At 33.3% G+C, this 21,938-nt stretch carries 27 protein-coding genes; 15 read left to right on the top strand and 12 right to left on the bottom strand.

Annotated elements, in window-relative coordinates; translation table 11 throughout:
- The first annotated feature begins 43 nt into the window (after positions 1 to 43).
- Positions 44 to 214 (top strand): DUF3951 domain-containing protein, encoded by a 171-nt coding sequence (locus tag MKX66_RS11180; RefSeq protein ID WP_002011981.1) that lies wholly within the window; start codon positions 44 to 46, stop codon positions 212 to 214.
- Between the two features lie 82 nt (positions 215 to 296).
- Here the strand turns inward: MKX66_RS11180 and MKX66_RS11175 are convergent, their stop codons facing one another.
- The 6 genes from MKX66_RS11175 to MKX66_RS11150 all read right to left on the bottom strand — a co-directional run bounded on the left by MKX66_RS11175 (position 297) and on the right by MKX66_RS11150 (position 4,335).
- The gene (locus MKX66_RS11175) at positions 297 to 884 is read right to left on the bottom strand and encodes a VanZ family protein (RefSeq protein ID WP_033716326.1); all 588 of its coding nucleotides are present in this window, start codon (positions 882 to 884) and stop codon (positions 297 to 299) included.
- 74 nt (positions 885 to 958) lie between these two features.
- Positions 959 to 1,369: a hypothetical protein gene (locus MKX66_RS11170; RefSeq protein ID WP_002011979.1), complete on the bottom strand. Its 411-nt coding sequence runs from the start codon at positions 1,367 to 1,369 to the stop codon at positions 959 to 961.
- Between the two features lie 651 nt (positions 1,370 to 2,020).
- Complete coding sequence (locus MKX66_RS11165; RefSeq protein WP_002141165.1) at positions 2,021 to 2,344, bottom strand: hypothetical protein; 324 nt, start codon at positions 2,342 to 2,344, stop codon at positions 2,021 to 2,023.
- A gap of 11 nt (positions 2,345 to 2,355) precedes the next feature.
- On the bottom strand, positions 2,356 to 2,691 hold the full coding sequence (locus MKX66_RS11160; RefSeq protein ID WP_002141167.1) for an antibiotic biosynthesis monooxygenase family protein: 336 nt from the start codon (positions 2,689 to 2,691) through the stop codon (positions 2,356 to 2,358).
- 183 nt (positions 2,692 to 2,874) lie between these two features.
- Positions 2,875 to 3,054, bottom strand: coding sequence for an H-type small acid-soluble spore protein (locus MKX66_RS11155; RefSeq protein ID WP_001025736.1), 180 nt, complete (start codon positions 3,052 to 3,054; stop codon positions 2,875 to 2,877).
- A gap of 66 nt (positions 3,055 to 3,120) precedes the next feature.
- On the bottom strand, positions 3,121 to 4,335 hold the full coding sequence (locus MKX66_RS11150) for a helix-turn-helix transcriptional regulator (protein WP_341086176.1): 1,215 nt from the start codon (positions 4,333 to 4,335) through the stop codon (positions 3,121 to 3,123).
- A 117-nt stretch (positions 4,336 to 4,452) separates the two neighbouring features.
- Between MKX66_RS11150 and MKX66_RS11145 the strand changes: the two genes are divergently transcribed.
- Both MKX66_RS11145 and MKX66_RS11140 read left to right on the top strand, forming a co-directional pair.
- Positions 4,453 to 5,721 (top strand): MFS transporter, encoded by a 1,269-nt coding sequence (locus MKX66_RS11145; RefSeq protein WP_341086175.1) that lies wholly within the window; start codon positions 4,453 to 4,455, stop codon positions 5,719 to 5,721.
- A gap of 109 nt (positions 5,722 to 5,830) precedes the next feature.
- Positions 5,831 to 6,355 carry a hypothetical protein gene (locus MKX66_RS11140; RefSeq protein WP_341086173.1) on the top strand — a complete coding sequence of 175 codons (525 nt, stop codon included), beginning with the start codon at positions 5,831 to 5,833 and terminating at the stop codon, positions 6,353 to 6,355.
- A gap of 40 nt (positions 6,356 to 6,395) precedes the next feature.
- Here MKX66_RS11140 and MKX66_RS11135 read toward each other — a convergent pair whose 3' ends face one another.
- Positions 6,396 to 7,289 (bottom strand): LysR family transcriptional regulator, encoded by an 894-nt coding sequence (locus tag MKX66_RS11135; protein WP_341086170.1) that lies wholly within the window; start codon positions 7,287 to 7,289, stop codon positions 6,396 to 6,398.
- A gap of 161 nt (positions 7,290 to 7,450) precedes the next feature.
- Between MKX66_RS11135 and MKX66_RS11130 the strand changes: the two genes are divergently transcribed.
- Genes MKX66_RS11130 through MKX66_RS11110 form a run of 5 tightly spaced genes read left to right on the top strand, consistent with a single transcriptional unit; the run spans position 7,451 to position 13,242 of the window.
- Entirely contained in the window at positions 7,451 to 8,443 is a 993-nt protein-coding gene (locus MKX66_RS11130) for an ABC transporter ATP-binding protein (RefSeq protein ID WP_341086167.1), read from the top strand.
- On the top strand, positions 8,421 to 9,446 hold the full coding sequence (locus MKX66_RS11125) for an ABC transporter substrate-binding protein (RefSeq protein WP_002086426.1): 1,026 nt from the start codon (positions 8,421 to 8,423) through the stop codon (positions 9,444 to 9,446). Before MKX66_RS11130 ends, MKX66_RS11125 begins: the two co-directional genes overlap by 23 nt.
- A gap of 12 nt (positions 9,447 to 9,458) precedes the next feature.
- Complete coding sequence (locus MKX66_RS11120) at positions 9,459 to 11,129, top strand: ABC transporter permease (protein ID WP_002031009.1); 1,671 nt, start codon at positions 9,459 to 9,461, stop codon at positions 11,127 to 11,129.
- Positions 11,126 to 12,388, top strand: coding sequence for an MBL fold metallo-hydrolase (locus MKX66_RS11115; RefSeq protein ID WP_341086166.1), 1,263 nt, complete (start codon positions 11,126 to 11,128; stop codon positions 12,386 to 12,388). The genes MKX66_RS11120 and MKX66_RS11115 overlap by 4 nt, the downstream gene beginning before the upstream one ends.
- Positions 12,389 to 12,408: 20 nt before the next feature.
- Positions 12,409 to 13,242: a hypothetical protein gene (locus MKX66_RS11110; protein WP_215591108.1), complete on the top strand. Its 834-nt coding sequence runs from the start codon at positions 12,409 to 12,411 to the stop codon at positions 13,240 to 13,242.
- Positions 13,243 to 13,295: 53 nt separating this feature from the next.
- Here MKX66_RS11110 and MKX66_RS11105 read toward each other — a convergent pair whose 3' ends face one another.
- A complete protein-coding gene (locus MKX66_RS11105; RefSeq protein WP_002011948.1) occupies positions 13,296 to 13,718 on the bottom strand; it encodes a YfmQ family protein in 423 nt (140 codons plus the stop codon).
- Positions 13,719 to 13,849: 131 nt separating this feature from the next.
- Here MKX66_RS11105 and MKX66_RS11100 point away from each other — a divergent pair, with 131 nt between their 5' ends.
- The 6 genes from MKX66_RS11100 to MKX66_RS11075 all read left to right on the top strand — a co-directional run bounded on the left by MKX66_RS11100 (position 13,850) and on the right by MKX66_RS11075 (position 17,346).
- Entirely contained in the window at positions 13,850 to 13,966 is a 117-nt protein-coding gene (locus MKX66_RS11100; protein WP_002031004.1) for a hypothetical protein, read from the top strand.
- Positions 13,967 to 14,031: 65 nt separating this feature from the next.
- On the top strand, positions 14,032 to 14,193 hold the full coding sequence (locus MKX66_RS11095) for a hypothetical protein (RefSeq protein ID WP_000109008.1): 162 nt from the start codon (positions 14,032 to 14,034) through the stop codon (positions 14,191 to 14,193).
- A 161-nt stretch (positions 14,194 to 14,354) separates the two neighbouring features.
- Positions 14,355 to 14,990: a cupin domain-containing protein gene (locus MKX66_RS11090; protein ID WP_340772987.1), complete on the top strand. Its 636-nt coding sequence runs from the start codon at positions 14,355 to 14,357 to the stop codon at positions 14,988 to 14,990.
- 100 nt (positions 14,991 to 15,090) lie between these two features.
- Positions 15,091 to 16,182, top strand: coding sequence for a serine hydrolase (locus tag MKX66_RS11085; RefSeq protein ID WP_012260694.1), 1,092 nt, complete (start codon positions 15,091 to 15,093; stop codon positions 16,180 to 16,182).
- Between the two features lie 127 nt (positions 16,183 to 16,309).
- The gene (locus MKX66_RS11080; protein WP_215591110.1) at positions 16,310 to 16,885 is read left to right on the top strand and encodes a histidine phosphatase family protein; all 576 of its coding nucleotides are present in this window, start codon (positions 16,310 to 16,312) and stop codon (positions 16,883 to 16,885) included.
- Between the two features lie 89 nt (positions 16,886 to 16,974).
- Positions 16,975 to 17,346 (top strand): hypothetical protein, encoded by a 372-nt coding sequence (locus MKX66_RS11075; RefSeq protein ID WP_000461762.1) that lies wholly within the window; start codon positions 16,975 to 16,977, stop codon positions 17,344 to 17,346.
- A 39-nt stretch (positions 17,347 to 17,385) separates the two neighbouring features.
- Here MKX66_RS11075 and MKX66_RS11070 read toward each other — a convergent pair whose 3' ends face one another.
- From MKX66_RS11070 to MKX66_RS11060, 3 genes are read right to left on the bottom strand one after another with little or no spacing between them, the layout of a single operon-like run.
- On the bottom strand, positions 17,386 to 18,306 hold the full coding sequence (locus tag MKX66_RS11070; protein WP_341086162.1) for an alpha/beta fold hydrolase: 921 nt from the start codon (positions 18,304 to 18,306) through the stop codon (positions 17,386 to 17,388).
- Positions 18,258 to 18,587 (bottom strand): DUF3147 family protein, encoded by a 330-nt coding sequence (locus tag MKX66_RS11065; protein ID WP_002086410.1) that lies wholly within the window; start codon positions 18,585 to 18,587, stop codon positions 18,258 to 18,260. Before MKX66_RS11065 ends, MKX66_RS11070 begins: the two co-directional genes overlap by 49 nt.
- Positions 18,571 to 18,981, bottom strand: coding sequence for a MarR family winged helix-turn-helix transcriptional regulator (locus tag MKX66_RS11060; RefSeq protein ID WP_002030991.1), 411 nt, complete (start codon positions 18,979 to 18,981; stop codon positions 18,571 to 18,573). Before MKX66_RS11060 ends, MKX66_RS11065 begins: the two co-directional genes overlap by 17 nt.
- A gap of 125 nt (positions 18,982 to 19,106) precedes the next feature.
- On the opposite strand from MKX66_RS11060, the gene MKX66_RS11055 reads away from it, so the two are divergent.
- A complete protein-coding gene (locus MKX66_RS11055; protein WP_002012083.1) occupies positions 19,107 to 19,934 on the top strand; it encodes a protein phosphatase 2C domain-containing protein in 828 nt (275 codons plus the stop codon).
- 46 nt (positions 19,935 to 19,980) lie between these two features.
- On the opposite strand, the gene asnB is transcribed toward MKX66_RS11055, so the two are convergent.
- Entirely contained in the window at positions 19,981 to 21,804 is a 1,824-nt protein-coding gene (gene asnB / locus MKX66_RS11050) for an asparagine synthase (glutamine-hydrolyzing) (RefSeq protein WP_061688923.1), read from the bottom strand.
- Positions 21,805 to 21,938 lie beyond the last annotated feature (134 nt).

The following is a 21,938-nucleotide window of genomic DNA, read 5'->3' as shown; positions in this document are numbered from 1 at the left end:
ATAGCGAAAGGTGTAATAACATGAAATATATAGGGGTGGTGTTATGATACTTTTAACGATAGGAGCAATATTGTTAACGTTGTTTATTTTTTTTATTATCGGTTTTATTACGTTTATGATGTTTGTTGATAAGGCGACACCTCAAATTTATTACACACCTTGTGAAACTATGACAATAAAATCTAAAGGTAAAAATAGAAGGAAGAAAAGTTGAATGAAGGCTTTTCTTTCTTCTATTTTTCTTGCTTTATAATGTTCTATAAAACGTTATAGAACATGCTAATGTAAAAGGGAAGTCATGTTGAGGAATTGTTCGTTTCATAAATATATCTTAAAAAGGAATTCAATTTAATATCAAGTTTGTGTATAAATGTTCTATACACAAGGGTAAAGCCTTTTGATATACCATACCCTAAAATGACACCCATACAATTAAAAATTACATCGTTTATATCGACATATCGAAAAGTGAATCCGGCATAAAGTGCTGATAAAAGTTGTAGAATTTCTAACAAGAATCCTAAGAAAATTCCTGATAAAACAACTTGTTTGAAATTCGTCTTTTTTATGTAAGGAAAACCAAAGCCAAAAGGAATTGTTAGTAGTATATTAAGTAATGATGTTGTGATAGCGAAATGCTCCGTGTTGAATGGTATAAAATTAGCATCTCTCCAAACATTTTGTCCAATTTCTTTTTTCATATTTTCATCTATAATAATTGGGAATTGGGTATAATTAAGTACTACACAAAGGTACAAATAAAATATTGAAAAAAATAGTAAGTACATGTTCCTCTTTTTTAGGTGTAACTTAAAAAAGAGGAGTAAAAATAACCATATAATAAATGCTCCAATAAGAATAAAACCATCAAAGTCAATTAGCATGTTTAAAATCCCTCATATTTTCATATTTAAACTATGATGTCTATTATTAGACATCATAGTTTAGTAGCAATATTTTAATTAGATATTTTTCCGTTCCCTTTTACATTCTGTCCATCGTCATTTGTTTTCCAAATAAATAAGTAGTATTCATTTGAATTTGTATCAACATTGTATGCACCAGAGAAAGATTTATTTATGCCACCATTAACTGTTCCATAACTAGGGTCCGAACCCCATGCAGATCTGTACAGAGTATATTTTACATCGTAAGGTCCCATCGCTCCTCCATCAGTAGAATATACATATGCGCTCCCATTGATATATACACTTCCTTTAGACAGTGTGTGGAACTGTTTGTTTTTACTACCATCCACCACTCGATAGTCCATTTTAAAACTGTAACTACTAGATGCTGCTAATGTTGGTATAGCGAAACATGTCATTAAAGTTAAAGCTGTAATAATAGAAAAAATTTTTGTTTTCATGTTTTTCTCCCTGTTATTTTATTATTGAGAGGCCTTCTCAATAAAGATAATAATCCAATTAACTGTACGTGTGAATAATAAGATATAAAGATTTATAATTTTTACAATGGTTTTACAATCATTAAGAAAATGCCATATAGTTTCAATTTGTTTAAGATAAGATAGTTCAATTGTTAAAAAGTGATTAATGAATTCATTAAAATTGGTATGATTATATGGGGATCATGAATATACGACTTCAAAAGTATATTGAGGAGAATGAAGCAGCTGAACAATTCCTTGATACTATGAATTTCTAAGTTTAAAAGACTGTGGAATGATTTCAAGAAGAGAGTGTAAAATAGATGAGATATAATAATTACATAAAAATTAAGGAGAAATTAATAGACCTGAACTTGGTATTATACCAAGTTCAGGTCAAAGCTGTTAATGAAATAAAGTGATTAGGTTTTTACTACCATTTCACAGTCACATTCCCGAAAGAACTAACAAAAATAACCCAAATAGAAAACTAATAAAGTGAAACTTTAATCAGTGGGGGGTATCCCCCACTGATTATTAGCCTTCACCAATCGGGCGTTTACGGGCAGTTAATCTCTCACCTAACTTCTTTGGTTCAGCCGAATTTTGAGGTGGGAGTTTTACTGCCCGTTAATGCGGGATAAAAGAAAGAAAACCGATAGATATGGAAAAAACACGATTGTTTTTCCATTCGCGTGTGAAAACGATTAAACCTAAAACGCAAAGGAAAAACCAAATGGGTAGGAATATAAATTGACTAACTTTCTCAGGTAGTAATGAATAAAAATTTGTTAAATATAATATCCAATTCGTAAAGAATAGAGTGCATACGATGAATGATTGTAAGTGTGGTCGGTTTAGAAAAGTTCCTTTTTTAACCGTCATAAAAATGAGAGCTAATGCTGAAATGAAGGGAATTATTATGAATATGAGTAATAGTAATGTTAGTGGCATATGAAACTCCTTTACAAGATTTCTCTCTGAAACTTATATTCTTTCTCAACAAGGCAGATGCGCAGGTGGAAATTTTCATACCATTGCTCACGGCCTCTTTTTTTCGCTTCTTTATGTAAGGCGTTCCTTTTCCAATTTTCAATTGCTTCAAGTGACTCCCAATAAGAAATTGTAATTCCGAGTCCCGAATTATCACGTGCACTTTCGACACCTAAAAATCCAGGTTGCTGTTTCGCAAGGTCTTCCATTTTTTCAGCAACGGTACTATAGTCTGTTGTATCATTGGATAGATTTGAAGTGAATATAACTGCATAATAGGGCTTGTTTTTTTCTAAATCATATTTCATTATTTTCCCCCCTTAATGTATAGTGCGAATAATTAATTCATAGTTTGTATTTTAGCAGGTTAAAAAAAGAAGTAGAAGATTCTTTTTTTTTTTTAGGTGTTGTAAAACAGAGGATAGAAGGGATTTATATTAAGTAATCTAAAGTAAGAAAAACGCCACTTCAAAAAAAAGAAGTGGCATTTTTTATATTTCCTCTAAGCTATTAACTGGAACAGTTAATTCGCGTTTTGGATTTGTTACTTCATATATGCGGGCGGTTTCGTTGCTTTCATCGACGTGTTGAATCATAACAGGCATGCCTTGGAAACTGACATTGGCTTCTTCAGATGACTCGGAAAGCTCTTTTGCGCGTTGTATATTCATTTATATTCCTCCCATCATTATTATCTTTGCAAAAAAGGAGGAATAATATACCATTTCGAGACATTTTTAAAGTTTTTGTATTATTTGTAATGTTTCTTTAATAAAAGAAGAAAAGATGGAATCTGGATAGCTATCTATCGCTTGAACTGCTTCTTTTGCTTCTTTCAGAGCAGATTTTTTATCTTGAAGTTCTATATAGCAAAGAGCACGATAAGATCCAGCTGTTAATAACCACGATTGATCAAGTGGATGACTCATATAATCCGGTATGATAGCATGCTCTAATACTTCTAAAGCTTCCTCGTAACGTTTTAAACCATACAAATATTTTCCTTTTTCAAGATAATACAATCCATCGTCTTGAAAAATTGGTTCATCTTTTAGTTTTTCTCGAAATTGTTCTAAATGTTTTAATGCGATTGTATAATCATTCGTAATTGTATTGTAGTAATAAGCTTTTAATATATCTATATTTGCAGCGGATAAAGTATCTTCTGTAAAAATAGCAAATTGCTCAGATTTTTTTATGTAATATAAATATCTTTCTTTATCCGCCGTAATGATTTTTTGATAAGATAAAATACGATAAAAATCATCTGTTTTATAATACACTTGATGTTTTTTGGAAAAGGCAAGTGCATCTAAGATGACTCTTTCACATTTTTCATAATTGCCATATGCGAGTAAAATAATTGCTTCTTTTAAGTATAACTGTATATGTGTAATAAGATCCATTTCTAAATTCTTCGTTTTATATTCATCACGAATAATGGTAATCATCTGTAAACATTCTTTATATTTTTTACGTTTGAAGAGCATATAGTAAAACAGTAGTTTCGTTTCAGTGCTTTCTCGATATAAAGTATATTTTTCAAATATAGAAATAGCGGTTTCGACGTAATATTCAATATTATAATCGTTCATAATAGCTGCCCCAGTTATGAACTGTTTATATATACGAGCCGTATTTAAAGTAGAAGGTAGCTCTTTTTGAACAATAGGTAGTAAAGTATCATATACTTCATCGCATTTATTTGTCTTTATTAGTTCCTCCATTTTTTGAATGAGTTCTACAATTTCTCCATCATCTTCTTCTAGTAAAAAACTCATTTCACATCCAAGTTTATTAGCGATGTATTGTAATGTTTTCATGGAAGGTGTAGCTTTTCCATTTTCAATTTGACTTAACATACTTTTTGTCAGTTCTGAACCTGCTAATTCAGTTTGAGTAAGCTTTTTTTCTTTTCGTAACGTTTTAATTTTCTCGCCGAGAGTAGCCATCATATGCTCCTTTATAACCAAAAAGTTAAATGTAATTAAACTTTTCGTTGTAAAAATTGGAAAGTTGTATATATAATAAGTTTAACACAATTTAACTTTTAAAGGGAGAGTGTCATAATGGGGGATGTAAGTATAGGTCAAAATGATTCGAAAATGAAGATTGCAACGAGAAATATTATTTTAATGATGATTGGAAAAATGACGTCCTTGTTAGGGGCGGGTATTTATACGTTTGCAATGGGATTATACGTATTAAAGACAACTGGTTCAGGAATGGGGTTTGCAACTACTCTTATTTGCGGATCAATACCAAGAATGATCTGTGGCCCAATTGCAGGTGCTGTAGCTGACCGTGTGAACCGAAGATGGCTTGTAATTGGCACTGATTTATTAAGTAGCTTAACAATGCTTATCATGTTTATTCTTGCTACTATATTTGGACCATCACTTCTGTTTATTTATGTATCAGCGGCGTTATTATCAATTTGTGCAAGTTTTTATTCTGTTTCATTAACTTCGTCTATTCCTAATTTAGTAGATGAGGAGCGTATTCAAAAAGCGAGTGCTTTAAATCAGACGGCATCATCTTTATCGAATATTTTAGCGCCGATTATTGGAGGAGTTGTATTTGGTTTCTTTTCAATCAAAACATTTTTCCTGTTAAATAGTATTACATTCTTTTTAGCAGTTATTGTACAATTATTCATCGTATTTGATTTATATAAAAAAGAATTGGCCGAAAGTAAAGAGCATTTCTTGACGAGTATAAAAGAAGGTTTTTCATATGTGAAACGACAGCATGAAATATATGGTTTAATGAAAATTGCAGTAGGGGTAAACTTTTTTGCGAGTGCACTTTTCGTTTCGCTTCCATATATTATTATTAAAAATTTGCATTTATCCTCGAAGCAGCTCGGTGTTGTAGAGGGAATGTTAGCAGTCGGGATGCTAATTGGTGCAATTGTTTTATCAGTACGTAAAGAAGTGAATAATCCGTTTCGCTCTGTTTATATTGGACTGTTTTTATTTGCGGGCTTGAGTTTATGCACAGTCTTTCCGTTGTTAGTTATCATTCCGAAAGTAGCAAGTTTTATTTACTATATCACTTTTATGATTTTAACTGGTATATCAATGATGGTTGTAAATATCCCAATGCAAGTACATATGCAAAAGACGACAGATCCAAACTATTTAGGACGTGTATTCGGTCTACTTGAAACAATTTCTACTGCAATCGCACCGCTTGGAATGATTGTATATGGATTATTATTAGATATGTTACCGACTAGCATTGTTATGATGACATTAGGTGGAGGATTATTGTTAGTTGTATTAGTTGGAGTAAAGCAGCATATGGCGAAAAAACAAGTGGATGTATCGGTTTAAAAGAAAATTTTAATAATATAAAAATGACCATATTAGTATTTTAGTTTTTGAAACTCCTTTTCATGTATGTTACAGTAAAGTGAGCAGGCAAAGAAAAGGAGAAAACATCATGAGAAAATTAAGTTTTGTAATGCTTTTTCTGTTAGTCGTAATGACTGGATGTAGTAATTATGACACGTATATTGAAACAGGTATGCAATCATTGAAAAATGAAAAATATAGTGATGCGATTATGTGGTTTGAAAAAGCGGAAAAAGAGAAATCAGGAAATGAAGCGAAGGCATATAAAGAAGTCGCTCAGTTACTAGATCGCGGTGCGACAGCATTAAAAGACGGTAAGTATTTAGAAACGAAAGATATTGCAAATGAAGTGTTACAAAAGAAAAAAAATGATGCACTTGAAAAAGCTGTGACATCAAATGCAGAGAATATGCTTCAAAAAGCAAAAGATGTGGAAGAGAAAGTAAATGAAAGAGTAGCGAAACGAAAAAAGGTAAATGAAGAAGGAATCGATAAATTAATTAAAGCTGTTGATAGTATAGATGATGTAAAAGAAAAAGAGAAAAAAGTTTCAGAAGCATTAGATAAGGCTGAAGAGGCACAAGCAAAAATTGAGGATAAGAAAAACAAATAGAGTTATAGTTTAAAAGGCTGTCGTGTATAACGACAGCCTTTTAATTTTTTTCTGCAAAAGAAGTAATGCTGTGTAGTAAAAAAGAAATTATTTTAGAATTCCATCTGTCCTCATGATGAATGGTATAAATATTACGCTGAAATTCAAAATCAGGGATCGGTATATAGCATAGCTCATTTCGTTGTACTTCTTGCTCAATAGCAAGTTTTGAAATAAAGGCAACCCCATTACCATATTTTAAAATTTGTTTCATCGTTTCTAATGAATCTAGTTCAATTTCTGATTGGAATGTAATGTTATGTGCTAACGTCCATTGTGTAAGTAAATCTCTCGTTGTAGATGGGTTACGATGCAATAATATACGTTCTTTTTCGATATCTTGTAATGATACATTTGTTCTTTTAGAAAGATGATGTTCTTTGGAAAAGGCAAGAACAAGTGTATCAGGCATTACATTCATTTGTTTTAGAAGTGTTTCGTCAAACGGTGCCGCAGAAATTACCCCGAGATCAATTTCATGATTTTGTAGCATCGTTCGAATTTCAGGAGCTGTTTTTACTATGAGTGTTATTTTTATATTTGGAAATTCGCATTGAAATTGGTGAACAACTTCTGGTAAAAGATAAGTCGCGGGTACATAACTAGCACCAATTGTTATGGCGCCTTTATTAAAATCTTTAAACTCTTGTGTGACCCGCCTAGCTTCTTTCATAAGTGCATCTATTTTACAAGCATAATGATGCAATGCCTCGCCAGCTTCTGTTAAGAAATACCTTCCGGAACGTAATTCAAATAAAGGCACACCAAGTTCCTCTTCTAAGCTTTTTATATGAAACGTAATAGTAGGTTGTTTAACGCCAAGTTTTTCTGCAACAATAGTAAGCTTTTTGTATTTCTTAATAAGCACTACAATTTCTAATTTTAAGAGATTCATGATAAGTTGGCCCCTTTTTCTTCTAACTATAGAAAAAATCTATAGAAATAAATAGTTTATTAGAGATTTTTTAATTTAATCTTTACAGTACATTAACATTCAGTATAAAACTTCCAGATAGAATGAAAGCAGGTTAAGAATGAGGGGAGAGAGGTGAAACGATGGATATTAAAATTCATGGATTAGAAAAGGCATTTGGGAAAACACAGGCGTTAAAGCCGTTACAGATTGTAATGAAAAAAGGGGAATTCACCACACTTTTAGGACCTTCAGGATGCGGGAAAACGACTTTACTTAGAATGATTGCAGGGCTTGAGGAACCGGATAAAGGTGAAATATATTTTGGAGATAAGTGCATGTATTCTTCTGCTAAAAAGATAAAAACATCTCCTAATGAGCGGAATATCGGCATGGTATTTCAAGATTTTGCTTTATGGCCGCATATGACTGTATTTGAAAATGTTGCATTTGGTTTAAGGGCTACAAAGCAAACGAATCAATTAAGAGAAAAGGTAGAAGATGCGATAAAGCGAGTTCGTTTGCAAGGTATGGAGAAAAGATATCCGCATGAACTCTCAGGTGGACAGCAGCAACGTGTCGCATTTGCTAGAGCAATTGTAACGAAACCTCATTTTATTTTGTTCGATGAACCGTTAAGTGCACTCGATGCAATTTTGCGAGAAGAAATGCGATTAGAACTTATGGACATCGTTCATTCAATTGGTTTAACGGCATTGTATGTAACACATGATCAAACAGAAGCTATGTCAATGTCAGACCAAATTATTGTCATGAAGCAGGGTGAAGTATTACAAAAAGGAACACCAGAAGACATTTATGTGAAACCGTCTCATGAATTTGTTGCAAAATTTGTTGGTAAGGCAAATTGGCTTGTAGAGGGGAAAAAAATGATTCGTCCAGAGAATGTGAGCTGGACAAAAAATGACTTATGCGAAATGTATACAGGTGAAGTTCAACACGTTACATATGTAGGAGAACGTTATGAAGTGAAAGTAAACATGGGGACACTCGGTGTATGGACAGCTTATCACAATAGTAAGCTAAGCGTTGGTAAACCGGTATCGTTATATGTACCAAAAAAATGTATTCATCATATAGGGGGAGAATCGTATGAAGAAATTCAGTTCGCTTAAGTCTTTATTTGTATGTACTTTACTATTTTCTGCTGTAGTAACAGGTTGTAGCTCAAAGACAGGCAGTGTAGATGCAAAAAATAAAAACGCTAATGAAAAGAAAATCGTTGTATATAGTGCAGGACCAAAAGGATTAGCAGAAAAAATTCAAAAGGACTTTGAAAAGAAAACAGGGATAAAAGTAGAAATGTTTCAAGGAACAACAGGTAAGATTTTAGCAAGAATGGAGGCTGAAAAGAAAAATCCAGTCGTTGACGTTGTCGTACTTGCTTCTTTACCAGCGATGGAAGGATTAAAAAAAGATGGGCAAACGTTAGCTTATAAAGAAGCAAAACAAGCTGATAAGCTTCGTTCTGAATGGTCGGATGATAAAGGACATTATTTTGGATATAGTGCTTCAGCATTAGGAATTGTGTATAACACAAAAAATGTGAAGACAGCACCTGAAGATTGGAGCGATATAACGAAAGGAGAATGGAAAGGGAAAGTGAATCTTCCAGATCCAGCACTTTCAGGTTCAGCTTTAGACTTTGTAACAGGATATGTGAAAAAGAATGGACAAGATGGATGGAATTTATTTGAACAGCTTAAGAAAAATGAAGTTACAGTAGCTGGGGCAAACCAAGAAGCGTTAGACCCAGTTGTAACAGGTGCGAAAGATATGGTAATTGCGGGTGTTGACTATATGACGTACAGTGCAAAAGCAAAGGGTGAACCGGTTGATATCGTATATCCAAAAAGCGGAACAGTCATTAGTCCACGTGCAGCAGGCATTATGAAGGATAGTAAAAATGTAGAAGGTGCAAAAGAGTTTATTGATTATTTATTATCAGATGATGTGCAAAAACAAGTTTCTAAAGCGTATTTGTTGCCAGGTAGAAAAGATATAAAAGCTGAAAATAGACCGAATGTAGAAGAGATTCCAGTATTAAATATTGATTGGAAAACAGTTGAGAAAGAACAAGATGAAATAGCAAAACAATTTAAGAAAGTATTTCAATAAGATGGTGATTACATGGTAAATCGATTCGTATCAGTAAGACAAGTTGGAATGACAGTAGCGTTGTTACTTGTGGCGATGTTAATCGTCATTCCGCTTTTTCTCATTTTATTTTCTAGTGTATATGAAAATAGCAGTTGGAATTTTTTAAAGCCTTTTGAGGTCATGCAGAGTGGTGGATTAGCTGGGATTTTTCTAAATTCGATGCTTCTAGGTGTACTCGTTGTAATAGGAGCTACAATATTTGCGTTTCCATTGGCGTTCATTATGAGCAAAACAGATGTAGGAAAGTATAGTAAGTTAGATATTGTTTTTATGATCCCATTTATGACCCCGCCCTATATCGGATCGATGGGATGGATTTTGTTCATGCAACCTAACGGTTATTTTGAACAATTTTTTCCGGCTTTAAAGCCGATTTCATCATCGTTTTTTAGTTTAGGCGGTATGGTTTTAATTATGAGTCTGCATTTATTCCCATTCCTTTACTTCATGTTGAAAAACACGTTACTTCAGATTGGGAGTAGTAAAGAAGAAGCGGCAGCAGTTCATGGTGGAAGTTTTTTCTATCGTTTAAGAAAAATAATACTACCGTTATTGTTATCAAGTTATGTAATGGGTGCTTTACTCATTTTCGTAAAGACGATTGCTGAATTTGGAACACCAGCTACATTCGGACGTAGAATAGGATTCCATGTGTTAACATCTGAGATTCATAAATTTATCTCTAGTTGGCCGATTGATTTTGGCAGTGCCACAGCACTATCTTCTTTATTACTTAGTGCGTGTATGCTCATTTGGTATATGCAAAATGTATTGAATCGAAAGTATACATATGCAATGGTTAGTGGAAAAGGTGTGAAATCTAAAAGGTATACTTTGTCTATATTTGCGCGCGTTATAGCATGGGTTTATGTAATTGGCTTACTAATAGTAGCAATTGGAATCCCATACTTTTCTATACTTATTGCTTCTTTGTCGAAGTTAAGAGGCGGTGGCTTACATTTTAATAACTTTACAACAAGCCATTATGAAGCATTATTTACAATTGGTTCTCCGGGATTAGAAGCTTTATGGAACAGTTTTCTTTTTTCACTCGTAACGGCGATTGTTGCTGTAATTATTGGCGTATTTTTGGCGCTTATGATTCGAAAGGGGAAAAAGTCCTCTGAAAAATGGCTTGATATGTGCGGCATGTTACCGAATATGGTACCAGGAATAGTGATGGTTGTAGGGCTTATTTTATTTTGGAATTCACCCTATATGCCTATGTCAATTTACAATACACCAGTCATGGTTATCGTAACGTATGTGGTTCTCTTTTTACCTTATACGGTGCAGTATGTAAAAGCATCGCTCGGACAAATTGATGATTCTCTTGTACAGGCAGGAAGTATTTTTTCTGGGAATTATATTTATATTTTTAGAAAAATAATATTGCCGCTTATTATTCCAGGAATTCTTGCTGGATGGGCGATGACATTTACGATTTCGATAAGAGAGTTAGTAGCATCGCTTCTCGTACTACCTCCATCAGTAGAAACGTCAGCAACGTTTATTTTTGCTCAATTTGAACAAGGAGAAGTATCTATAGGAATGGCAATGGCTGTTGTTTCTGTTGGGCTTACAACAATGTGCTTATTACTTCTGCAACATATGGAGCAAAAACGAAAAGGGGTAGCATGATGAGGATGGAAGTATGGGGAGGAGCGGGAGAATACGGTCGTTCCTGCTATTTTGTAAAAAATAAAGAGACAAAAATAGTATTTGATTGTGGTATTAATCGATCATATGAGGATAGTTATCCTAAAATAGAAAGAGAAGTTGTTCCATTTTTGGATGCAGTATTTTTATCACATATTCATGAAGACCATACGATGGGTTTACCTTTATTGACGAAGTATGGATATAAGAAAAAAATTTGGACGACTCGTTATACGAAGGAGCAACTTCCAGCTTATTTTGAAAAATGGGGAAACTACAATCTTTCAAAAGGGTGGAATTTACCTTATAACGATCAAAATATTAAAGATCTAAATTATGTATGTATTGATGAGATTAGTAATCCAAATGAATGGATACAGATTACACCAACGTTGCGGTTTCAATGGGGGTATAGTGGGCATGTATTAGGAGCTGTTTGGTTTTTAGTGGATATGTGTAATACATACGTATTTTATTCTGGTGATTATTCAGCAGAATCTAATATACTACGAGCTAATTTACCTGAAAATTTGCGAAGCGATATAAAAATTGCGATTGTAGATGCCGCTTATCACACTGATGATGTTTCACAAAAGGAACGAGTAGACGAATTATGTGCAGAAATTGAACGAGTTGCTCAAAATAAAGGAACAGTATTACTACCACTGCCCTCACTTGGTAGGGCGCAAGATATAGTATTGTATTTATATGAACGATATAAAGAACTTCCAATTATAGTAGATAAAGAAATTTTTGTTGGTTTTGAAGAGATGTTCGTATATAAAGATTGGTTAAAAAATAATGAAAAACTTGAACGGGTTGTGGAGAGTTTAAAAAGAAACATAATAGTTATGGATAATGACATTTGTATGCAAAATAGTTACGGAATAGTTGTAATGAGTGATGCGAATATGCAAACAAAACGAGCACAGTTGTATTATGAACAACTTCGGCATAAAGAACGAAATTCCATTATCTTTACTGGACATATTGCTAAAGGAAGTTTTGCAGAAAAAGTTTTGAAGGAACGTGTAGGTAAAGAATGTAGGGTGAAGCGAGTTCCATATAAAGTTCATCAAAGTATAAGTGACGTTAAGGAAATGTTAAATACACTATTACCAGAACATACGGTGTTAGTACATGCTTTGAAAGAGGATACGGATCGATTACAACAAAAGCTAAGCACAGCAGGATATGAAAATGTGTATTCGCTTACTCTGGAACGTATAGAAGTAATTTAAAATGTAAAGGAGATCGGTATATGAAAAAGGTATTTGTATTCGTAAGTATTTTCTTTTGTTGTTTCCTTTATCATGTTAAGGAAGGGTTTGCTGCTAGTCCAATGAAACCTAGTTTTGAAGTGAAGTTATTATTAAAGCCAGAACAAGTATTAGGTTATAACAAAGAGATGAAGCAAGAGGTACTAGAACATTTCCAGGCTGGTACAAATTATGAAAGAATACAAGTGCAATTTTTAGATACAGCGAATAAAAATTTAAGTAATGAAGGTTGGTTTGCGAGAATTCGAAAGAAAGAATTTAGTAAAGATTTTGAACTAACATATAAAAAAAGATATCCTATTCCAAAAGGTGTAATTCAAGATGCACTAGAAGTAGCTGAAAAAGATGGATTTGATAGTAAAACTGATAGTTATGAGGCGGAAATAGATTGGGGATTTGAGAAAAAAACGTTAAGTATTTCAAATAAGAAAAGTTACAGCGCTAAAGGGTATGGAGTACTTGATTTACCAAACGAACGAGCCGCTCAAAACATGTTAATAGAAAAGTTGCCAGGGAAAATGAACAAATGGTTGTATACGAATTGGGGAGAAGAAATGTTCAAGAATTCTCGTATTTACGGTCCTGTATTAATGAAACGGTATACAGGGGAGTTTGAAAATATAAAAACGAATATTGAAGTTTGGCCACTAAGTAATACAGGGAAAATAGAAGATGATTTCGTAATAGAAGTGTCGTTTAAAACAAATGAGGAAAGTATTGCAACAAAACAAAGAGAATTATTAATGAAGAGTTTAGAACAAAAAGGATGGTTGTTACCGAAAGATAGTTTGAAGACAGAGCTTATTTTTCAGTAAATAGGAAAGAAGGAATCCATGTGCCATGGATTCCTTCTTCTAATATATGAGTATTAAGCTAAATCAGCTGACACGAACATATCATTATTTTGAAGGTTTTTAGAGCGTAAACTATAAGCAACTACCTTCTTTTTATGTTGTTTTACTACATCAACATGCTCTTCATGACTATAAATATAAAATGTAAAATCTTTTTTGCCACGTTTTGCATTGATAATTAAAGGAGTGCCTTCATTGTGTGGTGGTGCATAATAGCGATCTAAAAATAATCCTTCGTTAAAATCATGAATAATTTTGGATTTCTTTTCGCCTTCTAAGTTATTTCCATTGATTGTAACAGTCACATTCTCTTCTTCAAGTTGTGGATGTGTTTCGTACTTGCTAATAATGGATTCAATAGCAGAGTTAGGAAGGCTAGAAACAATAATTTTAAATGCTCCAAATACAACTAACATTACAATAAACCAAGTCGTCATAGTATTTCATCCCCTTTATCCCACAGTAACGGTCCGTAAAATCCTGGTTGGTGCGGGCTAATAATCAGTGTGGGATAGATACCCCGTACTGACTAAAATTTCACTTTATCCTATTTAACAATATAACTCATGTGGCAATAGTACATATGGTGAAGTTTTGTATAATTTGTGAAAAATATTCCATTTTTATGAACGAAATATTAGAAAAATCAATTTTGTTACAAAAAGTTGAAATCGAAGTATTTTAAAAGAAAAAGGTTTATAATAAAAATATAACTAATAACAACATTACTAATTATAAGGAAGTGTAACTATGAGTACTGTAACAATCGTATATGGTATTATTCTTTCTACAATTATTGTTTTATTTATTGTCGGGGTATCGCGTTATATTCATAAGTGGAAAGAAGGAGTTGCGAAATTAAATCACATTGAAGAAGAACTTAGTGATTTAATGTTACATCATGGTAAGTAAAAAGTTTATTTTTTAACTAAATAATGTGAAAAAAATCACAAAACATGCTCTCATCATGAAGGCATGTTTTTTTGTTATGTTGTTAATAGGCACATTTATAAAATTTCCCCATACGATACAGTGTGAAAGTAGAAATGTTCGGAGTGGAAAAGAGGGATAAAATGAGTAGTTCAGGCTATGTTCCAGATAATAAAAATTTAAAGAAAAGCTCAGGAACTCCAAACCTTTTCTTTGATTCGAGAAAAAATGTCTTTTTTAAAAGAGATGAGAAAAACGTTGCATATGAAGTTACCTCAACGCAGTTACCTGCGATGATAGGAGGGGCGTTTGTTGATTTATTTATGACGAAAGGGCATATGCGGGAACCACATTGGCATCCGAATGCGTGGGAATTAGATGTTGTTGTATCAGGAGAAGCAGTTACATCCATTTTAAATCCCGAAACGAATCAATTGCAAAATTATCATGTGAAAGCGGGGCAAACTGTCTTTATTCCAATGGGATGGTGGCATTGGATTACAGCGGTAACAGAAGAAGTACAATTACATTTGTTCTTTAATAACGATCAGTTTGAAACAGCAGAGGGATCAGACATACTTAGATTAACACCGCCAGAAGTATTTCAAGCTGCATACGGTGTAAGTGCAGAAAAATTAGGAAAGGACCTTTCGCCAATTAAGGAGTCAGTTGTAATTGGTCCTCCTAACTCAAATCGACTAAATAGAGTTAAAGAAAGTGACGACTCAAATATAGTTGTTACGTTAAATGGACAAATAACATCATGTGAAATAGAGTAACTCTTTCTTTTTTTAGGAAGAGTTACTCTATTTTGTATAATTTTGTATTTTTATTCGTTATAATTATTATATAGAAGGGAATTTATAGAGGGGGCATATTGTGAACATATTAAAGATTATAGGAATTGTTGCAGGAGTGATTGTAGTAGCTGTTATAGCTTTCTTTGTTATTATGAAGTACTATTTGTCAAAAGAAGATCCTGATTACGTATTAAACTACATAAAAGAACATAAAGGTGATGAAACGTGTTCATTACTTATTAGAAAAAACGGTGAAGTAGTAACATCTGTAAATGAAAATAAAAAATTACCATTAGCAAGTACGGCAAAAATCGTAATAGCAGTTGAATTTGCTAAGCAAGTGTCAGAAGGAAAAATAAGTCGAGATGAACAAATTTCATTGCAGGATTTAGAAAAATATTATGTTGAAAACACTGATGGTGGAGCGCATCCTGACTGGTTAGAAGATTCAAAAGTGAGAGAGTTAGTGCAAAATGGACAGATTGCTTTAGAAGAAGTGGCTAAAGGGATGATTCATTATAGTTCTAATGCGAATACAACATATTTGTTAGATAAGCTTGGAATAGAAAGAGTAAATGATAGTTTAAAAGAGTTAGAACTTACTAGTCATGACAAGTTCTCTTCGTATACTGCTTCACTATATATGAGAGGGTATGTAGAAAAAGAGCTTAATGAGCCGGAAAATCAATCGTTAGAAATGATACGTAACATGTCTAATGATGAATATAATAAACACGTGTTACAAATACATGAATGGATGAAAGATGAAAGTGAATGGAAGAAACGTGATATACCATTAAAAATAGATATGGAATTCCAGCGTATTTGGTCAGATCGATTAGTGAGTGCAAATGCTAAAGATTATCTGAGTTTAATGGAAAAGATAAATAGTAGAAATTATTTTCCAAAATCAATGCAAGATGAAATTGATAATGTTTTTAAAGGAACAGTTGAAAATAGTAAGTTGGAATATGCTGGTCAAAAAGGTGGTTCTACCGCATTCGTATTGACAAAAAGTTTGTATACTACAGATAAGAAAGGGAATAAGGTAGAAGTTGTAATTATGTTTAACGATATAGAAGATCAAGTTGCATATCAAAAGCTGAGAAATAATATAGATTATTTTATTCAAGATGCTATAACAGATGAAGAATTCAGAAGAAAGTTATAATGAAATAATTTTATTATGTAAACAACGGGCGCTTATTTGAAAGCGTCCTTTTCTTTTACTGATACAGGATCTCCTATTTACTCCATTGAATATAGATTGAAACTAAGAAAGAAAGGAAGAGGAACAAATGACTACAATATATTTCGTTCGCCACGCTCACTCTACATATACAAAGGAAGAAAGGGAACGCCCCTTATCTGACAAGGGACACATTGATGCAGATAATGTAATACATTTATTAAAAGAGGAACATATTGATGTTGTGATCTCTAGTCCGTATAAAAGGGCGATTCAAACCGTGCAAGGAATTGCGAATACATATAATTTATCAATACAACTGGAAGAAGATTTACGGGAAAGGTTATTAAGTAAAGAGCCAGTAACAGATTTTAACGATGCTATTCAGAAGGTATGGGAAGACTGGACTTTTGCATACGAAGGCGGGGAATCAAATGATGTAGCGCAGAGGCGTGCTGTATTATGTATGCAAAGTATATTAAAAAAATATAAAGGTAAGAATATTGTAATAGGTACTCATGGGAATATTATGGTATTACTAATGAATTATTTTGATTCGAAATATGGTTTTCAGTTTTGGAAAACCCTTCATATGCCTGATGTGTATAAATTAACTTTTGATAATAATTGTTTCAGTTCTGCTGAAAGAATACAGTCTACAGATTATCAGATAAATAATTTGTAAAAGTTTATCAAAAAAAGAGGAAAGGGAGAAGGTATTGTAGAAGTATGACTTTGTAACATAAAAAATATTGGTTAAAGGAGGCTGTTTACATGTTTGAGAAAGAGAAAGAAGGGCTTATTGAAGTTCACAACGTATATGAAATCGCACCAGCAGATGGAGCAATTATAGGTATGGCAACGGAAGAAGAAATGGAGATTGCTGCTGAATTAGAGTTACAGTACTATGCCCATTCTCGTTTATTAGAAGCAAATATTCAGTTAGACGGTTCCTCCTATAAAGAGTTACTTCAGGAGTTCCAGGAGTACGAAAGAAAATCAATGAACTTTTGGAGAGCAATACATAAACGTTTAGCTGTGCCATGGGCATGGGTACTACGTATTGATGTTGCGAACGGTCCTATATATGTAAGCAATGGGAGTTCGTATTATGAAGAAGTCGATGATGAAGAAGACTATGAATAGATAAGTAAGGAAGCAGCTTTAGTTGCTTCCTTTTTTTATTTACAATAAGTGAATGGCTTCAATGATAGCATCTGGACGATCGTTTTCTATCCCGTGACTAGCATGTTCAGCCAAAATGTATTGGCTGTTTATTGAGAGATTTAATTGTTCACGAATAAGTTCTTGCCACATATCTTCAAGTTGTGTAGCTTCTTCTTTTGGCATACCGCCCTCAATCAATTGAGCAATAGAATATTGAGGATCTCTACCGATAACGATTAATGATATTTCTAATGTTTTATGTTGTTTTTTTATTGAGCGAGCACAATTTTTCCACTCGGACAGTTCAGAAGCTGTCGCTTTATATAATGAAGGAGAGGTAGAAAATTTGATATGCTGTTTTGTTGTATTGACGAGCATAGATTTTAGTTCATTATAAAGTGCGTCTGCATCCATGTTGGAGTAAGTATAATATTTTTGTAGCCACATATCATCAGAATCAGTTTGATCAGAAACTGGTAAATGAAGCTCATCTAATCGGTGTAAGTTCATGGAAGTAGAATCAACTAAAAGAAGTGCTTGCAGCCTATCTTCATGTAACATTGCAAAATGTTGTGCACATAACCCTCCATAGGAATGGCCGATTAGAATGATTGGCTCGTGAATATGGAGTTTGTTTAGTAACATATGTAGTTCCTTTGTAACTTGCCTTGCTGTACGTGGAGTATTTCCTAGCTCACTTTTTCCGTAACCTGGGCGATGGTATGACACAACTGTAAAGTGTTGTGAAAGATCTTCCATAATAGGGAGCCAATCATAAAATGAGCAACTCATTCCTGTTTGAATGACTACAGTTTGTTTACTGTTACCTCTTATATATACTTCTACAGTTTGTCCAAATATCTCTACTGATCTATTAATAGTAATTCCCCCTAAGCTTGAAATACTTTTTGGCAAGTAAAGACGATACACCAGGCACATATGCCGAAGAGTATAGATGTACTAAGTGAAAAGGAGTTCTTTAAACCGATATAAACAATAAATAATAGTAGTGCGGATGCAGGAAATCCATATAATACGCCTAAAGCGAATTGACTTAATTCTTGTTTACTCCCACCTTCGAAAGAAATCCAAAATAGGCTTAGTAAACTAACGAGTGGAAGGGCAGCAATAAAACCGCCTATCGTACTATAATGTTTAGCGACTTCAGTAATAACGCCGATAATAAGTGCCGAAACGATTACTTTAACGAGGAAATGCATATTTTGCCTCCTTCGCTAATAACGAAAAGGCTTTTTCAATTAATTGTTGTTCTTCTTTTGATAACTGTGATTCTAATATTTTTATCTTTTCTTTATCTAGTAAAGTATGCTTTTCTAATACTTCAATGCCTTCTTTCGTTAAAGTAAGGTTTACAACCCTTTCATCGTGTTTGTTTCTTTCTTTTATAATAAATCCTTTTTGAATAAGGCGCTTTACGTGTTCAGATGCTGTGTTATGAGAGAGACTAAGCTCAGTAGCAACTTTTCCAATTGTTATATCTTTCTCACGAGAAACGATTTGTAAAATACGAATAGCTTGGTGAGAAAGGTTGTCTTCATATTCATATCGTAAGTGATAATAAATACTTTCCCAATGTTGATTAATGTCTTTCATAATGATAAATCCTCCTATTTTTTATATCGTATAGTAAGATATATTCGTTGATTCAGAAGTAAAATCCTTTTATTTTCATTAAAAATGTTGAAAAAGTTTATTTTTATTGAAATATAAGGTAATCTATGTGTAAAGGTATACATTTAGCAAGAGAGAGGATGATAGCTGTGAATACATTTAAATGGATTAGTCATGAAAAGATGTATGTAGATCAAATACATGTTGAAAAATGTGGTCCTCTTTCAGTCGGCGTATATGGAGGAAATCAAGAGAGTGATGCATATGAAAGAGGAGATGCAGTGCTAGCTTGGTGGGATCCGAAATTAGAATTTGAATTTGTTATGATTTTTGATACACATCATAAAACGAAAAATATACATTATATAATAGAAGCGATTTCAGAAAGAGAAGAAAAACTAAAAGAGTTATTTTCATACCCAATCCATTTAGCTTTTCATCATACACATATGTATTTATTAGCGTTATTTACAGATGAGCTCTTTATCGAGAAATGTGACCAAGATGATGAGGAACTTGCATGTTTAATTTGTTTACGAAAAGGCGAGTTCTTATATTGGCTATCAGTTGGTGATTGCTTCGCGTATTTATTCCATTCAGAGCAAACGAAAAATGGAAAAGGTAGGCTAAATAAGCGTAAGAACTATGAATACATAGGAAGAAAAAATGTTTTTGCAGCGAATACACCTTGTTTTACATCAGGGGTAAGGGGATTAGAAAAAGGTCAGAATCACATTGTAATGGCAACGGATGGTATTTTAGAGTGTGATAAACTAAAGTTTGATGATGATCAATCTTTAGTAGAAATATTACACGACGGATCTTGTTTACAGATTGAGCCTGTATTAACAAATGTACTTCAGTGGAAAGGTAGAGATTGTGCCACTATTATTGGATGGTCCATCGATACTGAAAATAGACAATGTGCCAATTAATAAATGAAAGAGAGTTCAAGGGTTTTTGTCCTTGAACTCTTTTTTGTTAAGCAATATGAATATGATACGTTTTTAACCATTCATTTACTTGTAGCATATACTCCATAGCACTTCTTGCTTCAAAATTGGTAATCTCTTTGTTACTTTGATCAGCAATTGCAAGTAATATGGAATGGTTAATGAGTGAGAAAACAGGATTGTTTTTATTACTACACATATCAAGTGTTAAATTACGGATTGTTTGTAAGTAGTGTGGATCTTGTGAAGTTGGATAAGCACTTTTTCTTCTATTTCGTACGTCATCAGGTAAAGCTGGTTTCAGTGCCCTACGTAAAATTCCTTTTTCAATATTATCAATACTTTTTATGTTGAAAGGAACGTTCCATAAATATTCAACTAATCTATAATCGCAAAACGGTACACGAACTTCAAATCCTACAGCCATACTCATACGGTCTTTACGGTCGAGTAAGAACGGAAGGAATCGTGTTAAAAATAAATAAAACATTTGACGTTGTTTCGCGGATTTTTTACTTTCACCTTCAAGAGTAGGTACTTCAAGAGCAGCTTCATGGAATCGTTTATTAATATACTGCTCAGGATTACATTGAGTTGTTACGTCGTTTAATAATAGAGAAGATGTGTTTTTCCAGTTTGTTAACCACGGAAACTTATCTACATATAATAGTTCTTCTTGATGAAACCAAGGATATCCCCCGAAGACTTCATCAGCAGATTCTCCAGATAAAGCTACGGTTGCATCTTTTTTCATTTCGCAAAATAGTAAATAAAGTGAAGTTTCCATTTCACCAGCACTGGGTAAATCTTTCGCGTGAAGGGGAACGAATAAGTGATTTGCTAACTCTTCAGCATTCACAATAATGTCATGATGCGACGTCCCTACATGTTCAGAAACACGTTTTACCCAAGGAGCATCTAGACCAGTTCGAGCAAATGTCAGTTCGAAATCTTTCGCGCTATTTAAAAAGTCGATTGAATATGTGTGAAGTGTTTTGTGTTCCTCTCTAAATTCTTTACCTGCCAGTGCAGTAATACCACTAGAATCTAATCCGCCTGATAACATACAAACGAGAGGAACATCGGCAATTAATTGTCTTTTTACTGTATCTTGTAAAATAGATAAAATATGTGATGATGTATCTTCAGTAGAATCTGTATGAATCTTACTTTCTAAATTCCAATACTTCTTAACTACTTTTTTATCACGTGTGAATGTTATAGAATGTCCAGCACGAACTTCTTGAATATGTTTAAAGACGCCACATCCTGGAGTTCGAAATAAGCCTAATCCAAATATTTCATTTATGCCGTCCGCATCAATTTCAGCAGGAACAGATGGATGAGCTAATAATGCTTTTATTTCAGATCCGAAAATAATACTGTCATTTCTTTCTGTATAAAAGAGTGGCTTTACGCCTAAATGATCACGTGCTAAAAACAGTTGTTGCTTCTGATCATCCCATAAGGCGAAAGCGAAAATTCCGTTTAAATGTTGTACGCAGTCTTCTTTCCATTCTAAATAAGCATGTAGTAACACTTCTGTATCTGAATGAGTTTCAAATGCATGCCCACATTTTTGAAGCTGTTCTCTCAGCTCACGAAAATTATAAATTTCTCCATTATAAGTAAGAGCATACGTATAATCACCGGCACGGAATGTTTTTGGCTGCGTCCCGCCTTCTGGGTCAATAACAATTAAACGTCGGTGTGCAAAAGCCGCATGAGGTGAAAACCAAAATCCTTCAGCATCAGGACCGCGATGCTGAATACTATTCGCCATCTTTTCTAAAATAACATGTTCATTTGAAAGATCTTTCTTCCAATCTACCCAACCTGTAATTCCACACATACAAATCTCATCTCCTAATTTAAAATTATAAAAGTAGATTAATTAAATGAAATGTACACCAGGTTAAAGAGTGTCTGCATAAATAGTGTACTACACTAATTGAATTACAGACTTGAGAAAATTTTCTTTGAATA

Origin of the sequence: Bacillus sp. FSL R9-9530, assembly GCF_038008145.1 — a bacterium.
GTDB lineage: Bacteria > Bacillota > Bacilli > Bacillales > Bacillaceae_G > Bacillus_A > Bacillus_A mycoides.
Note: the sequence above shows the minus strand (reverse complement) of the source record. Positions and strands in the feature narration are given on the sequence as shown.